We start from the raw sequence: 15,154 nt of genomic DNA, 5'->3' as shown, positions 1-15,154 counted from the left end.
GCCGACCGGCGCCTCCTCGTCCCTCACCACCCGACCTGTGCAGGACCGACACGGAGACGCCGCCGGGGGCGACACGACCGGCGCGGCCCCCGACCAGCCCGGGCGGCTTACGATGGAGGGCTCATGATCCCCACCATCACGTATCCCCCCGAGCTGCCGGTCAGTCAGAGGCGCGACGACATCGCCGCGGCGATCCGTGACAACCAGGTCGTCATCGTCGCCGGCGCCACCGGCTCGGGCAAGACGACGCAGCTGCCCAAGATCTGCCTCGAGCTCGGTCGCACCAAGATCGGCCACACCCAGCCCCGGCGCATCGCGGCCCGCACGATCAGCGAACGCATCGCCGAAGAACTCGGCGACGAGGTCGGCGGCGTGGTCGGCTACCAGGTGCGGTTCACCGACAAGGTCGGCGCCGACACGCAGATCAAGCTGATGACCGACGGCATCCTGCTCAACGAGATCCACTTCGACCGCGAGCTCGAGCGCTACGACACGATCATCATCGACGAGGCCCACGAGCGAAGCCTCACCATCGACTTCCTGCTCGGCTACCTCAAGCAGCTGCTGCCCCGACGCCCCGACCTCAAGCTGATCATCACCAGCGCCACGATCGACCCCGAGTCGTTCTCGAAGCACTTCGGCGACGCGCCCATCGTCGAGGTCTCGGGCCGCACCTACCCGGTCGAGGTCCGCTACCGGCCGCTCGTCGCCGACGACACCACGAGCGACGACGACGGCGACCTCGACGACGACGAGCGCCCCTCGGGCCGGTCGGGCGACCGGCCGGAGGCGCGGGCCGGCGACCGCAGGCAGCGCGCCGACGACAAGGACTACCTCCAAGGCATCAACGAGGCCCTCGACGAACTCGCCCGGGAGTCGAGCGGCGACGTCCTCGTCTTCCTCAGCGGCGAGAACGAGATCCGCGACGCCGAAGAGAGCATCCGGGGCCGCAACCTCCCCTACACCGAGGTGCTGCCCCTCTACGGACGGCTGAGCGCCGCCGACCAGCACCGGGTCTTCCAGCCCAGCACCACCGCGGGCACCCGGCGCCGCATCGTCCTCGCGACCAACGTCGCCGAGACCAGCCTGACCGTGCCGGGCATCAAGTACGTGATCGACGCCGGCACGGCCCGCATCAGCCGCTACTCGACCCGGGCCAAGGTGCAGCGCCTGCCGATCGAGGCCATCTCGCAGGCGAGCGCCAACCAGCGGTCCGGTCGCTCCGGTCGCACGAGCAGCGGCATCGCGATCCGCCTCTACAGCGAGACCGACTTCGAGAAGCGTCCCGAGTTCACCGAGCCCGAGATCCTGCGGACCAACCTCGCCGCGGTCATCCTGCAGATGATCTCGTTGAACCTCGGCGACATCGCCGCGTTCCCCTTCCTGCAGCCGCCCGACTCGCGCGGCATCAAGGACGGACTCGACCTGTTGCGCGAGCTCGGCGCCGTCACCCAGGGCGGCCAGATCACGCGCGTCGGCAAGCAGCTCACGCGGCTGCCGATCGACCCGCGCCTCGCCCGCATGGTCGTCGAGTCGAAGACGCAGGGCACGACGCGCGAGGTGCTCGCCATCGTCTCGGCGCTGAGCATCCAGGACCCTCGCGAGCGCCCGCTCGAACGACGAGCCCAGGCCGACGAGAAGCACTCGCGCTTCCGCGACCCCAAGGGTGACTTCCTCACCCTGCTCAACCTGTTCGAGTACCTCGAGGACAAGCAGAAGGAGCTCAGCGGCAACGCCTTCAAGCGCCTGTGCCGCGACGAGTTCCTCAACTACCTGCGCATCCGCGAGTGGCAGGACGTCTACCGCCAGCTCAGCCGGGCCGCCCGGCCGCTCGGCCTGCACATCGGCGAGCGCAGCGCCAACCCCGACGGCGTGCACCGCAGCCTGCTGGCCGGCCTGCTCAGCCAGATCGGCCTGTTCGACCCGCAGAAGAAGGACTTCGTCGGCGCCCGCCAGACGAGGTTCCTGATCTTCCCGGGCAGCAGCCTCGCGAAGAAGCCACCGGCGGCCGTGATGACCGCCGAACTCGTCGAGACCAGCCGCCTGTTCGCCCGCGTCGCCGGCTCGATCGACCCGGCCTGGGCCGAACCGCTCGCACCCGACCTGGTGAAGCGCAGCTACGGCGAGCCCCACTGGGAGAAGAAGCAGGGCGCCGTCGTCGCCTACGAGCGCGTCACGCTCTACGGCGTGCCGATCGTCGAGCGTCGGCGCATCCAGTTCTCGCGCATCGACCCCGCCTACGCCCGCGAGTTGTTCATCCGGCACGCGCTCGTCGAGGGCGACTGGGAGGGGCACCAGGCCTTCGAGCAGAAGAACCGGCAGCTCATCCGCGAGCTGACCGAGGTCGAAGAGAGGACGCGTCGGCGCGACATCCTGGTCGACGGCGACGCCGCGTTCGAGTTCTTCCAGCGGCGCATCCCGGCCGACGTCGCCAGCATGCGCGACTTCGAGGGCTGGTGGCGCAAGGCGAAGGTCGACACCCCCGACCTGCTCACCATGACCGCCGCCGACCTGCTCGGGGACGACGAACCCGACGTCGACGAACAGGGCTTCCCGAGCACGTGGCAACAGGGCGACCAGACGTTGACCCTGCGCTACAAGTTCGAGCCGGGGGCCGACGACGACGGCGTGACCGTGGTCGTCCCGTTGCCGCTGCTGCCGCGCCTCCGTCCGGTCGGGTTCGACTGGCAGGTGCCGGGGCTGCGTGACGAGCTGGTCACGTCGCTGATCAAGTCGCTACCCAAGCAGATCCGCAAGAACGTCGTCCCCGCCGCCGACTGGGCGTCCAAGATCACGGACGAGCTGCCCGACGCACCACCGGCCGACGTCGACGAGCCGTTCACGGCGACCGTGGCTGCGGCGATCAAGAAGCTCACCTACACGCCCGTCTCGACCGACGACTTCGACCTGCACCGCGTGCCCGCGCACCTGCGGGTCACGTACGCCGTGGTCGACGAGCGGGGCCGCACGGTCGGGTCCGACGAAGACCTCGACGCGCTGCAGCACCGGCTGCGCGACGCCACGCGCGACAGCGTCGCCCGCGTCACGCAGGGCGGCGGGCGCGACGAGCGCGGCCGCGGCCGGGGTCGCGGACGAGGAGGCGCGGGTGGCGACACCACGCCGGTCGCGACCCGCCCCACGAGCTCGATCGAGCGCGAGGGTCTGACGTCGTGGGACTTCGACGAGCTCCCGACCGTCGTCGACACCCGCCACGGCGACACGGTGATCCGGGCCTACCCGGCCCTGGTCGACCACGGCGACTCGGTCTCGATCACGTTGATGGCGACGCCCGCCGACCAGGCCCTCGCGACGCCCAAGGGCGTGCGGCGCCTGCTGATGCTGGCGACCCCGTCGCCCGTGGCCTACGTGCAGCAGCACCTGACGAGCGCCGAGAAGCTCATCCTGGCGACGAGCCCGTACCAGAACACGTCGGCGCTCTTCGCGGACTGCCTCGTGGCCGTCGTCGACGACGTGCTGTTCCGGGTGAAGCCCGACGGCATGGTGATGACCAAGAAAGAGTTCCTCTCGACGCGCGACCGGGTGTCCGGGGCCGTCATGGACCAGATGTTCCAGACCGTCTCGCTCGTCGCCCGCACGCTGACCGCCGCCCGCGACGCCGACAAGGCGATGAAGGGTGCGACGTCGATGACCCTCCTCGCCGCACTGACCGACATGCGCCAGCAACGCGACCGGCTGATCCGTCCGGGCTTCGTGTCGCAGACCGGGCTCCAGCAGCTGCAGCGCGTGCCGGTGTACCTCGTGGGCATCACGAAGCGCACGGCGAAGCTGCTCGAGAACCCCGGGCGTGACCGCGTCTGGCTGAGCGAGGTGCAGCAGGCGACCGAGCGGTACGAGGCCACGGGCGGGACCTTCCCGCCGACCGACACCGCGCCTCCTGGGCTCGTCCGCGCCCGATGGATGATCGAGGAGTTCCGCCTCAGCCTGTTCGCCCAAGACCTGCGCCCGAGCGAGAGCGTCTCGCTGCAGCGCATCGTGAAGGTGCTCGCCTCCGCCTGAGCGGTGCCCCGGGGTCTCGTGGCCGCCACTAGCCTGTGACAATGCGCGCGACGGTGAAGGACGTGGCGGCACTCGCCGGGGTGTCGCCGAAGACCGTCTCGAACGTGATCAACGGCGTCGTCTTCGTGCGACCCGACACCCGCACGCGGGTTGAGAGCGCGCTCGCCGAGCTCGACTACGTGCCGAACCTCAGCGCGCGCGGCCTGCGCACCGGGCGCACCGGATCGATCGCGTTGGCCTTCCCCGACCTGAGCACCCCGTACAGCGCCGAGATGACGCACTGGTTCGTCGAGCAGGCCCACGAGCGCGGCTGGTCGATCCAGCTCGAGCAGACCGGTTCGCGGCCCGAGCGCGAGGGCGAGCTTCTCTCGCGGGGCAAGGAGCACCTCGTCGACGGCCTCGTCCTCAACCCCATCACGCTCGACGCCAGCGCCCTGTCGTCCGCCGGCACGGGCTCCGGCACCGGGGCCGCCACCGACTCGCTGCCACCCGTCGTCGTGATCGGCGAGGTCGAGCAGACCCTCGTCGATCAGGTGCGGGTCGACAGCGTCGCCGCGGCCCGCGACATGACGGCCCACCTGATCTCGGCCGGACACCGCCGCATCGCGACCCTGGGCGACTCGGCCGGCGAGTTCGACACGGCGACGGCCCGCGCCCGCACCCGCGGCTTCGAGCAGGCCATGGCCGAGGCCGGGCTGCCCGTCGACCGCGCCCTGCAGTACTCGTGCCCCGAATGGACGTCGGCCGACGCCTTCGCCGTCGTGCGCGCCGCGATCGATCGCGGCGACCGGCCCGACGCGATCTTCTGCTTCACCGACTCGCTCGCGATCGGCGCCGTCAGCGCGCTGAGCTCGGCGGGCCTGCGCGTCCCCGACGACGTCGCGGTGGCCGGCTTCGACGACATCGTCGACGGGAGGTTCTCCGTGCCACCGCTGACGACCGTCACCTTCGACAAGCGACTGTTCGTCGACCGCACCCTCGAGTTGCTCGCGGCCCGCATCGCCGACCGCCAGGGCGCGGCCGAGCTGGTGCTGATCCCGCACGAGATCGTCGTGCGCGCCAGCAGCGGCGCCTGACACCACGAGATGGGCACGGCGCCACGACAAAGCCTGGCGCCGTGTCCATGTCCTGGCGGTGTGCCGGACACCCCTTGCGATTCCGTTACAACGATGGAATAGTCGCTCTCGTCACACATCACAAAGGAGTGAAGATGACCGAGAACCATCGGACGACCCCGGTACCGCGACCGGGCACCACCCCCGGCACCGCCACCACCCGCGGCCTCAGCCGCCGCAGCATGTTGCTCGGCTCGGCGGCCCTCGTCGGCGGGGCGTTCGTCGCCACGGGCCTGTCGGGCTGTGCGCCCGGTGCCGTCACCGGCTCGGGCACGGACGTCGCGCAGTTGAAGTTCTGGCACCTGCTCAGCGGCGGTGACGGCATCAAGATGTCGGCGCTGATCGACCAGGCCAACGAGCAGAACCCCGAGTTCCACGCGACGCAGACCGTGCTCGCCTGGGGCACCCCGTACTACACGAAGCTCGCCATGGCCTCGGCCGGTGGGCGCGCGCCCGACGTCGCGATCATGCATGCCTCGCGCGTGCCCGGCTACGCCCCCGGCGGCCTGCTCGACCCGTGGGACGTCGAGAAGCTCGCGTCGTACGGCGTCCGCGAACAGGACTTCGCCGAGGCGGTCTGGAAGAAGGGCTTCAACGGCGGCGACCTGTACTCGGTCGCGCTCGACTCGCACCCGTTCATCCTCTTGTACAACACCGACATCGCCGCCCAGGCGGGTGCCCTCGGCCCCGACGGCAAGCTCGTCGAGATCACCAGCCCCGAGCAGTTCCTCGAGGTCGCGAACGCCATGCAGCAGGTGACCGGCAAGCACGGCGCCTCGTGGGGCTACCTCAACGACGGCGCCCAACTGTGGCGCATGTTCTACACCTTCTACAAGCAGCAGGGCGCCGACATGGTGCTGAAAGAGGGCGGGACGGTCGAGTACGACGAGCAGGCCGCCGTGACCGCGCTCGAGTTCATGCAGCAGCTCACCGACGGCACGGCGATGGCCACGGCCAGCGACATCCAGTCGGGCATCGCCGAGTTCGTCAGCGGCGAGAGCGGCATGCTCTTCACCGGCGTGTGGGAGGTCCCGAGCGCCGAGAACGCGGGCATCCCGTTCGACGGCAGCATCATCCCGACGCTGTTCGGCACGCCGGCCGTCTACGCCGACTCGCACGCGTTCGTCCTGCCGCGGCAGAGCGAGGTCGACGACGTCAAGCGCGAGGACGTCTACAAGATGGTCTCGACCATCCTGAAGGACTCCATCTCCTGGGCCGCGGCCGGGCACATCCCGGCCTACCTGCCGATCGTCGAGAGTCCCGAGTACGCCGAGCTGCGACCGCAGGCGAACTACGCCGAAGCCGCCGACTACCTCAACTACGACCCGCCCGCCTGGTTCACGGGCTCGGGCTCGGACTTCCAGACGTACTTCCTCGACTCGATCCAGTCGGTGATCCTCGCCAAGGACGACGCGGCCGACGGCATGCGGCGGTTCGTCGCGCGGGTGAACACCCAGCTGTCGCGCCCGGCCCCGGTGTGACCACCGTGCACGCCCTCACCCCGGCACGACACCGCCGCCCCGTCCGCCCGACACCGCCCTCCTCCCCCTCCGCACGACCCGACCATCACGACGACGAAGGAGTCGATCTGTGACCTCCACCACGGTCAAGGCCCCCCAGGCCACCGCCGAACGCGCGCGGTCCGACGCCCGCGCGACCGACCGCAGCCGCGCCTCCCGGAAGCGGACCGGCCCGTCCGACAACCGCATCGGCTGGGGCTTCGCCGCCCCGTTCACCGTGCTGTTCGCGGTGTTCCTCGTCTGGCCGCTGCTGCACGGCTTCTACCTGAGCTTCACCGGCCAGAGCCTGACCGGCCAGGGCGGCGAGCTGATCGGCGTCGCCAACTACGCCGAGGCCTTCGCCGACGGCGACATGTGGCGCTCGATGCTCAACACCCTGTGGTTCACCGTGCTCAGCACGATCCCACTCGTCGTCGTCGCCCTCGTGCTCGCCATCCTCGTCAACACCGGGTTGCCGGGGCAGTGGCTCTGGCGGCTGAGCTTCTTCCTGCCGTACCTGCTCGCCTCGACGGTCGTCTCGCTGTTCTGGATCCAGCTCTACAGCCCGACCCTCGGCCCGATCAACAACGTGCTCGGCACGCTCGGGTTGCCGCAGCCCGCCTGGCTGCAGGACCCCGACACCGCCATGATCGCCGTGGTCGCGACCACCGTCTGGTGGACGGTCGGCTTCAACTTCCTGCTGTACCTCGCCGCCCTGCAGAACATCCCCGACCAGCAGTACGAGGCCGCATCGCTCGACGGCGCCGGACGCTGGCGCTCGCTGCTGTCGATCACCATCCCGCAGCTCGGCCCCACCACCGGCCTGATCGTCATCCTGCAGGTGCTCGCCTCGCTGAAGGTCTTCGACCAGATCTACCAGATGACCACCGGCGGACCGGCGGGCAGCACCCGCTCGGCCGTGCAGTACATCTTCGACACCGGATTCACCGGCTACCGCTTCGGCTACTCGTCGGCGATCTCGTACATCTTCTTCGCGGTCATCGTCGTCATCTCGATCGCGCAGTTCAGCATCACGGCCCGCAACCGCAAGGGAGCCCAGAAATGACCGCCCCCGCCATCGCCCCCACGTCCGACCTGCGCGCCCCCACCGCCGACCGCGGTCGGAAGGGCCACAAACCCGGCCAGAAGCCGTTCGGCCCGATGGCCGTCCTCAGCGTGATCATTCTGGTCGTGCTCGCCGTCCTCTGGCTGCTGCCGTTCCTGTGGTCGCTCGCGACCTCGTTCAAGAGCGAGACCGACGCCGCGGCGACGCCGCAGACCTGGATCCCGGCCGGCGGCTTCACCCTCGACGCCTACCGAGGGGTGCTCGAACAGGGCAACATCCCGGTGTGGCTGTTCAACAGCCTGTTCACCTCGATCGTCATCACGCTGATCGTCGTGGCCACCTCGGCCCTCGTCGCCTACGCCTTCTCGCGCCTCGACTTCCGGGGCAAGAAGTGGCTGTACGTCGCGACGATCGCGTCGATCATCATCCCGCCGCAGGTGCTGATCGTGCCGTTGTTCTACCAGATGCTCGCCTTCGACATGGTCGACACGTACTGGGGCATCATCCTGCCGCAGGCCATCGCCCCGGCCATGGTCTTCGTCCTGAAGAAGTTCTTCGACCAGGTGCCGATCGAGCTCGAGGACGCCGCCCGCGTCGACGGCGCCGGGCGCATCCGGGTCTTCTTCACGATCCTGCTGCCGCTCTCGCGCCCCATCCTGGGCGCGGTGTCGATCTTCGTGTTCATCGGCGCCTGGAACAACTTCCTGTGGCCGTTCATCGTCACGAACGACGCGTCCCTGCTCACCCTGCCGGTCGGCCTGCAGACCATCGAGAGCGCCTACGGCATCCAGTACGCGCAGAACATGGCCGCCGCCGTCCTCGCGGCCCTGCCGCTGATCCTGGTGTTCCTGTTCTTCCAGCGCCAGATCATCAAGGGCATCTCGACCACCGGGTTCGGGGGTCAGTGATCCGACCGCCCCGGACGCGACCGCCCTGCCGCACCGCGCCTCCTCGTCCCCGTCCCCACCACACGCACGCCGTTCCCCTCACCTAGGAGATCCATGTCCACCGCCCGCATCACCGTCGACCGCGAGTTCACCATCGGCCCGGTCCCGCGCCGCCTGTTCGGCTCGTTCGTCGAGCACATGGGCCGTTGCGTCTACACCGGCATCTACGAACCCGGTCACCCCACCGCCGACGAGAACGGCTTCCGTCAGGACGTCCTCGACCTCACCAAGGAGCTCGGCGCGACCGTCATCCGTTACCCCGGCGGCAACTTCGTGTCGGGCTACAACTGGGAGGACGGCGTCGGGCCGGTCGACCAGCGCCCGCGTCGCCTCGACGGCGCCTGGCACACGGTCGAGACCAACGCCTTCGGCCTGCACGAGTTCGTCGCCTGGTCGAAGCTCGCCGGCACCGAGGTGATGGAGGCCGTCAACCTCGGCACCCGCGGCGTCGACGCCGCCCGCGAGCTCGTCGAGTACGCCAACCACCCCGGTGGCACGGCACTCAGCGACCGGCGCATCGCCAACGGCGCGAAGGACCCCTTCGACATCAAGCTCTGGTGCCTCGGCAACGAACTCGACGGCCCGTGGCAGATCGGCCACAAGACCGCCACCGAGTACGGCCGCCTCGCCCAGGAGGCCGCCAAGGCCATGAAGTTCGTCGACGACTCGATCGAGCTGGTCGCGGTCGGCAGCTCGGGCCGCGGCATGCCCACCTTCGGCACCTGGGAGCACGAGGTCCTCACGCACGCGTACGACGAGGTCGACTACGTCTCGATGCACGCGTACTACCAGGAGCACGACGGCGACGCGAAGAGCTTCCTCGCGACGGCCGTCGACATGGACGCGTTCATCGAGGAGGTCGTGTCCACCATCGACGGGGTCAAGGCCGCCGGCAAGCACACGAAGCAGGTCGACATCTCGTTCGACGAGTGGAACGTCTGGTACCAGACGGGCCTCGACTCGGACGACCAGCCGCACAACGTGTCGAAGGGCTGGCGCGAGCACCCCCGCCTGATCGAGGACCAGTACAACGTCACCGACGCGGTCGTGGTCGGCACCTTCCTCAACTCGTTGCTGCGTCACGGCGACCGGGTCAAGATCGCCAACCAGGCGCAGCTCGTCAACGTCATCGCGCCGATCCGCAGCGAGGCCGGCGGGCCCGCGTGGCGCCAGTCGATCTTCTGGCCGTTCGCCCGCATGGCGGCGCTCGCGACCGGGCAGATCCTGCGCACCCTCGTCACGAGCGACAAGGTCGACACCGAGAAGTACGGCGACGCCGACCTGGTCGACGTCAGCGCGACCTACGACGAGGAGGCCGGCACGGTCGCGTTCTTCCTCGCGAACCGCGGTCTCGACGAGGCCGCCGACGTCGAGGTCGCCCTGCGTGGCTTCAGCGGCGGACGCGTCACCCGCGCCGAGGTCCTGGCCGTCCCCGAGGGCGGCGACCGCTTCTCGTCCAACACCGAGCAGGCGCAAGGCACCGTGGGGCTCGTCCCGCTGACCGGCGTCACGGTCGACGGCGGCATCGCGCGCCTGCGCCTGCCCGCCCTGTCGTGGGCGGTCGTCGAGCTCGAGGTCGGCAAGGCCTGACCCCCCGCTCGACCGCAGGAGGCGCGGTGCCGGTCACGACCGGCACCGCGCCTCCTGCGTCCGGTCGCATCGGGCGCGCGGGTCGGCCGCGAGGCCTCGGCTCAGCCGCCGACCTCACGCCCAGCAGCCGGGGCCCGGCTCAGCCGCGGGGCTTGAAGAGGCGAGCGATGCTGTCGCGCACCGACTCCTCGATGGTGTCGGTGAAGCCGTTCGAGAAGCCGAGGGCGTCGTTCGGGGCCGACGCGGCCGTCATCGACTCGACGACGCGCTGACCGTGGTGGGCGCGCGCCTCGCGAACCGACGCGAAGCCGAGGCCGAGGTCGGTCGCGGCCCGGGCAAGCAGCCCTTCGCGGTCGTCGTCGGTGCTCGTCTGCGCCTCGGCGAGCGCGAGCACCGAGAGGTCGTCCACGCCGTCGGCCACCCATCGCGCGGCGCGCCCCGGGAGCACCCCGGACGGCAACAGGCCGAGCCGGCGCTGAGCCTCGCTGTCGCGGATCTCGGCGCGGGCGACGGACGGGTCACGGGGCGTCGGGTCGAGGGTCACGACGACCACGATACCCGTGGGCATCCGCGGCGGCTGCCCCGCCTTCGGGTCGTGCGCTCAGCTGAACAGCCGTGTGGGCGTCGAGAGGTCGAGCTCGCTCACGCGCGCTTCCTCCCCCGACGGACCGTCGCCCGCGCCACCGTCGTCGAGGCTCCGCTCGATGCGCCCCTTCTCGGCGATGCTCGACCGGATCAGGGGCAGGCCGCGCTGGATCGCGTGACGGATGCGCTCCTGCAGCAGCGGAGCCGTGACCGCGTACTTCTCCGCGCCCCCGGTCGCCGTGAAGTCGGTCGTGTGCGCGTACACGCCGAGCGGCAGCGTGAGGGCCTGGAAGAACCCGAACAACGGTCGCAACGAGTGCTCGATGATCAGCGCGTGGCGCTCGCTGCCGCCCGTCGCGGCGAGCAGCACGGGCACGTCGACGAGCGCGTACTGCTCGACGAAGTCGAAGAGGTGCTTGAAGAGCCCGGTGAAGGAGGCGCGGTAGACGGGCGAGGCGACGATCAGCAGGTCGGCGGTCTCGATGGCGACCAGCTCGCGCTCGACCCGCTCGTCGAGCTGGTCGCGGGTGAGCGCGCCGGCGAACAGGGGCCCGAGTTCGCTGACCCGGATCACGTGCGCCTCGATCGGCAGGACGTCGCCCAGCGCCGTGACGATCTCGTGCACGAGGGCGTCGGTCTTGGACGGCGTGCTGAGGGTGCCCGACACGGCGACGACCCGCAGGGGCCGGGTCGGACGCGGGGACGCAGGGGTCGGAGGCAGCGTGGAAGTCATCCCGTCCATGCTGCGCCCGAGCCCGACGTAACACAGGGTGTGTGACGGATCGTGACGTGCGACAGTGTCCCGGTGACACATCGACCACTCCAGGAGGGGTTCGACCCGGCCGCCCACGGCTTCGACCCCGCACGACCCGATTCCGACCTCGCCGCCTCGTTCGGGCTGGCCGCCGACGTCTACGAGAGGGGTCGACCGTCGTACCCCCTCGAGGCCGTCGACTGGCTGCTGCCCGAGGGCGCCTGTCACGTGGTCGACCTGGGGGCCGGCACGGGCAAGCTCACCCGCCTGCTGCTCGACCGCGCCCCGTCGGTCACGGCCGTCGAGCCCTCGCCCGGCATGCGCGCCACCCTCGAGCAGGTCGTCCCCGGGGCGACGTCGGTCGCTGGGTCCGCCGAGCGCATCCCCCTCGGGGACGACTCGGTCGACGCCGTCCTCGTGGCGCAGGCCTGGCACTGGGTCGACACGGACCGCGCCGTGCCCGAGATCGCCCGCGTTCTCCGCCCCGGCGGCACGCTCGGCCTGATCTGGAACATCCGCGACGAGTCGGTGCCGTGGGTCGCGGAGCTCAGCCGGGTGATGCACCAGCCGCGCGAGCGCGACATGGGGTCGGACGCCCCGGTCGTCGGTGCCCCCTTCGGCACCGTCGAGCGACACGACGTCGCCTGGGTGCACGAGCTGGGTCGCGACGAGTTCCTCGCCATGATCGCGTCGCGCAGCTACGTCATCACGCTCTCGCCCGACGACCGCTCGGCCCTGCTGGGCGACGTCGAGCGGCTGCTCGACACCCACCCCGACACCCGCGGCGTCGACCTCATCCGCCTGCCGTACGTCGCGCGGTGCTCGCGGGCCGTCCTGCCCTCGTAGGTCGCGCCTCCTCCGCCCCTCCGCACCCCGGGGCCCGCCTCGTCGTCCCCGGACGCGGGCGGGCCTGCAGGGCGCGGGCAGCACGCACGAATAGGGTCGGGTCATGGACCAGGAGGCGCGGCTCGTCACGGTCGACCACGCCTGGTCGGGCCGGTGGTCCGGTCGCAGCCTGTTGCGGCTCGACGCCCACGGCGTCGTCTTCGCCGGGTCGGCCGACGCGCACGACGCCGACACCCTGGCCGGTGCCGAGCTGCCGCACGTGCCGGGCACCGTGCTCGCCCCCTTCACCGACTCGCACGTCCACCTCGGCCTGATCGACGCCGCGCAGCTTTCCGTCGGCGGCATCTCGCGGGTCGTCGACCTCGGGTGGGACCCGGCGATCGCGCAGGGCTGGCTCGGCCGGTCCGGACGGGACGGCTGGCCCGAGGTGACCATCGCCGGCGGGCTGATCACCGCACCGGGCGGGTACCCGAGCCGGGCGGGCTGGGCGCCGCCCCGCGCCTCCCTCGCGGTGGGCGGCCTCCGCGCCTCGACCCGGCTGCGCCGCGCGGCCCGGGTCGTCGAACGGCAGCACGCCCTCGGCGCCTCGATCGTCAAGGTCGCCCTGAACTCCGACGTCGGCCCCGTCCTCGACGACGCGACGCTGGGCGCCGTCGTCGACGCCGCGCACGGACTCGACCTGCTCGTGGTGGCCCACGTCCAGGGCGTCGGCCAGGCGGCACGCGCGGCCGACGCCGGGGTCAACCGGCTCGCCCACACCCCCTTCAGCGAACGGCTCGACGACGACCTGATCGCCCGACTGGCCGCCTCGACGACGTGGGTGAGCACGCTGGACATCCACGGCCACGGTCTCGGTGGGGTCGCGCACGAGACGGCGGTCGACAACCTCTCGCGGTTCCGTGCCGCGGGTGGCCGGGTGCTCTACGGCACCGACCTCGGCAACGGCGACCTGCCGCTCGGCGTGAACGAGCGCGAGCTGCGTGCCATGGGTCGGGCCGGCTTCGGGCTGGCGGGACTGCTCGACGCCCTCGCCCCCGACGTCGCCGAGCCGGCCGGCGGCGCGCGCCTGCCGTTCACCCGCGTGACCTGGATCGCCGACGCGCCCCGCGCCTCCGCGTCCTCCGACGAACGGGCCGCCTGGCTCGCCCGTGCGACCGCACTGACCGCCGACGAGCTGCTCGCCGTCGCCCTCGAGGAGAAGACCCGATGACCGATCCGCTCGCCTACCCCGTCGACTCCACCGACCCCGACGAGCAGGCCTCGGCGCATCCGGCCGGCCCGCTCGACGCCGCCGACCCGCTGGCGTCGTTCGTCGACCGGTTCGTGCCAGCCGTCGACGTGGTCTCGTACCTCGACGGCAACTCGCTCGGGCGACCCGTGACCGCCACGCTGTCGCGACTGTCCGAGTTCGTCGAGGGTGCCTGGGGCACGCGGTTGATCCGCTCGTGGGACGAGCCCTGGATGGCCCTGCCGACCGAGCTCGGTGACCGCATCGCGGCGGCCTGCCTCGGGGCCGCCCCGGGTCAGACGGTCGTGGCCGACTCGACGACCGTGCTGCTCTACAAGGCGATCCGCGCGGGTCTGCGGGCCCGGCCCGACCGTCACGAGATCGTGATCGACGACGACCAGTTCCCGACCGACCGTTTCGTCGTCGAGGGCATCGCGCGGGAGCACGGGGCGACGATCCGCTGGATCGCCGTCGACAAGGCGACCGGCGTGACCGTGTCGCAGGTGCGCGACGTCGTGGGGCCCGACACCGCACTGCTGCTGGTGAACCACGTGTCGTACCGATCGGGCTGGTTGGTCGACCTGCCCGCGATCACGACGCTCGTGCACGAGGCGGGCGGGCTCGTGCTGGCCGACCTCTGCCACAGTGTCGGCGTCGTGCCGATGCAGCTCGACGAGTGGGGCGTCGACCTCGCCGTCGGCTGCACGTACAAGTACCTGAACGGTGGGCCGGGTGCCCCCGCGTTCGTGTACGCCCGCGCCTCGCTGCTGCCCGAGCTCGACCAGCCGATCCAGGGGTGGATGGGCGCGGCCGACGTGTTCGCCATGGCCGACGGGTACGAGGCGGCGGCCGGCATCCGGCGGTTCGTCAGCGGGACTCCCCCGGTGATGGGCATGCTCGCGATGCACGACATGCTCGACCTGATCGACGAGGCCGGCATCGACGCGATCCGGTCGAAGTCGCTCGCCCTGACCGACTACGCGTTCGACCTCGTCGACGCCTGGCTCGTGCCGCTCGGGGTGACCGTGGCGACACCCCGGGCCGCGACGGAACGCGGCAGCCACGTCACGATCACTCACGAGTCGTTCCGCGGAATCGTGGCCCGCCTCTGGGACGCCGGCGTCGTGCCCGACTTCCGCAACCCCGACGCCCTGCGCATCGGACTGTCGCCGCTCAGCACCTCGTTCGCCGAGGTGCGCATCGGCATCGCCGCGATCCGGGCGGCGTTGCTCGCCGACTGAGCAAGCACCCGGCACACCGCCGAGTGGGCAGGACACCGCGGCACGAGGCGGCGCCATCTCCAGTTCCCCGTGTTCTCGCGGACGGACGCCCCCGGCGCCGGGTGGGCGCAGTCAACCGGGCCCTGCGCCTTCCGCCCGCCCCGTGCCCGCGCCCGCCCCCGTGCCGAACCCGACCGCCCCCGCGCCGAACCCGACCGCCCCGCCCCCGCGTACCGCGCCGAACCCGACCGCACCACGCCCGCCCCCGCGCCGAACCCGACCGCCCC

11 protein-coding genes and 1 pseudogene are annotated in these 15,154 nt (G+C 71.2%); 10 read left to right on the top strand and 2 right to left on the bottom strand.

Annotated elements, in window-relative coordinates; translation table 11 throughout:
- The first annotated feature begins 123 nt into the window (after positions 1-123).
- The 6 genes from hrpA to SZ60_RS02665 all read left to right on the top strand — a co-directional run bounded on the left by hrpA (position 124) and on the right by SZ60_RS02665 (position 10,234).
- The gene (gene hrpA, locus SZ60_RS02690) at positions 124-4,017 is read left to right on the top strand and encodes an ATP-dependent RNA helicase HrpA (RefSeq protein ID WP_043593446.1); all 3,894 of its coding nucleotides are present in this window, start codon (positions 124-126) and stop codon (positions 4,015-4,017) included.
- 41 nt (positions 4,018-4,058) lie between these two features.
- Positions 4,059-5,093 (top strand): LacI family DNA-binding transcriptional regulator, encoded by a 1,035-nt coding sequence (locus SZ60_RS02685; protein ID WP_043593444.1) that lies wholly within the window; start codon positions 4,059-4,061, stop codon positions 5,091-5,093.
- Positions 5,094-5,227: 134 nt separating this feature from the next.
- Complete coding sequence (locus SZ60_RS02680; protein WP_082059815.1) at positions 5,228-6,613, top strand: extracellular solute-binding protein; 1,386 nt, start codon at positions 5,228-5,230, stop codon at positions 6,611-6,613.
- Between the two features lie 226 nt (positions 6,614-6,839).
- Positions 6,840-7,697, top strand: coding sequence for a carbohydrate ABC transporter permease (locus SZ60_RS02675; RefSeq protein WP_043593482.1), 858 nt, complete (start codon positions 6,840-6,842; stop codon positions 7,695-7,697).
- Positions 7,694-8,605, top strand: a complete 912-nt coding sequence (locus SZ60_RS02670) for a carbohydrate ABC transporter permease (protein ID WP_043593442.1) — start codon at positions 7,694-7,696, stop codon at positions 8,603-8,605. The genes SZ60_RS02675 and SZ60_RS02670 overlap by 4 nt, the downstream gene beginning before the upstream one ends.
- Before the next feature lie 93 nt (positions 8,606-8,698).
- A complete protein-coding gene (locus SZ60_RS02665; protein WP_043593441.1) occupies positions 8,699-10,234 on the top strand; it encodes an alpha-N-arabinofuranosidase in 1,536 nt (511 codons plus the stop codon).
- Between the two features lie 139 nt (positions 10,235-10,373).
- Here the strand turns inward: SZ60_RS02665 and SZ60_RS02660 are convergent, their stop codons facing one another.
- Together SZ60_RS02660 and msuE are read right to left on the bottom strand one after the other, a co-directional pair.
- A complete protein-coding gene (locus SZ60_RS02660) occupies positions 10,374-10,802 on the bottom strand; it encodes a hypothetical protein (RefSeq protein ID WP_043593439.1) in 429 nt (142 codons plus the stop codon).
- A gap of 33 nt (positions 10,803-10,835) precedes the next feature.
- Complete coding sequence (gene msuE, locus SZ60_RS02655) at positions 10,836-11,552, bottom strand: FMN reductase (protein ID WP_082059808.1); 717 nt, start codon at positions 11,550-11,552, stop codon at positions 10,836-10,838.
- A 72-nt stretch (positions 11,553-11,624) separates the two neighbouring features.
- Between msuE and SZ60_RS02650 the strand changes: the two genes are divergently transcribed.
- The 4 genes and pseudogenes from SZ60_RS02650 to SZ60_RS17660 all read left to right on the top strand — a co-directional run.
- Complete coding sequence (locus SZ60_RS02650) at positions 11,625-12,419, top strand: class I SAM-dependent methyltransferase (RefSeq protein WP_043593437.1); 795 nt, start codon at positions 11,625-11,627, stop codon at positions 12,417-12,419.
- Between the two features lie 103 nt (positions 12,420-12,522).
- Positions 12,523-13,629 carry a hypothetical protein gene (locus SZ60_RS02645; RefSeq protein WP_052505108.1) on the top strand — a complete coding sequence of 369 codons (1,107 nt, stop codon included), beginning with the start codon at positions 12,523-12,525 and terminating at the stop codon, positions 13,627-13,629.
- Entirely contained in the window at positions 13,626-14,888 is a 1,263-nt protein-coding gene (locus SZ60_RS02640; RefSeq protein WP_043593435.1) for a kynureninase, read from the top strand. The genes SZ60_RS02645 and SZ60_RS02640 overlap by 4 nt, the downstream gene beginning before the upstream one ends.
- 69 nt (positions 14,889-14,957) lie before the next feature.
- Positions 14,958-15,154 (top strand): annotated as a pseudogene (locus SZ60_RS17660) (hypothetical protein); the annotation flags it as partial.

It is taken from the genome of Frigoribacterium sp. MEB024 (assembly GCF_000878135.1).
Lineage (GTDB): Bacteria > Actinomycetota > Actinomycetes > Actinomycetales > Microbacteriaceae > Frigoribacterium.
Note: the sequence above shows the minus strand (reverse complement) of the source record. Positions and strands in the feature narration are given on the sequence as shown.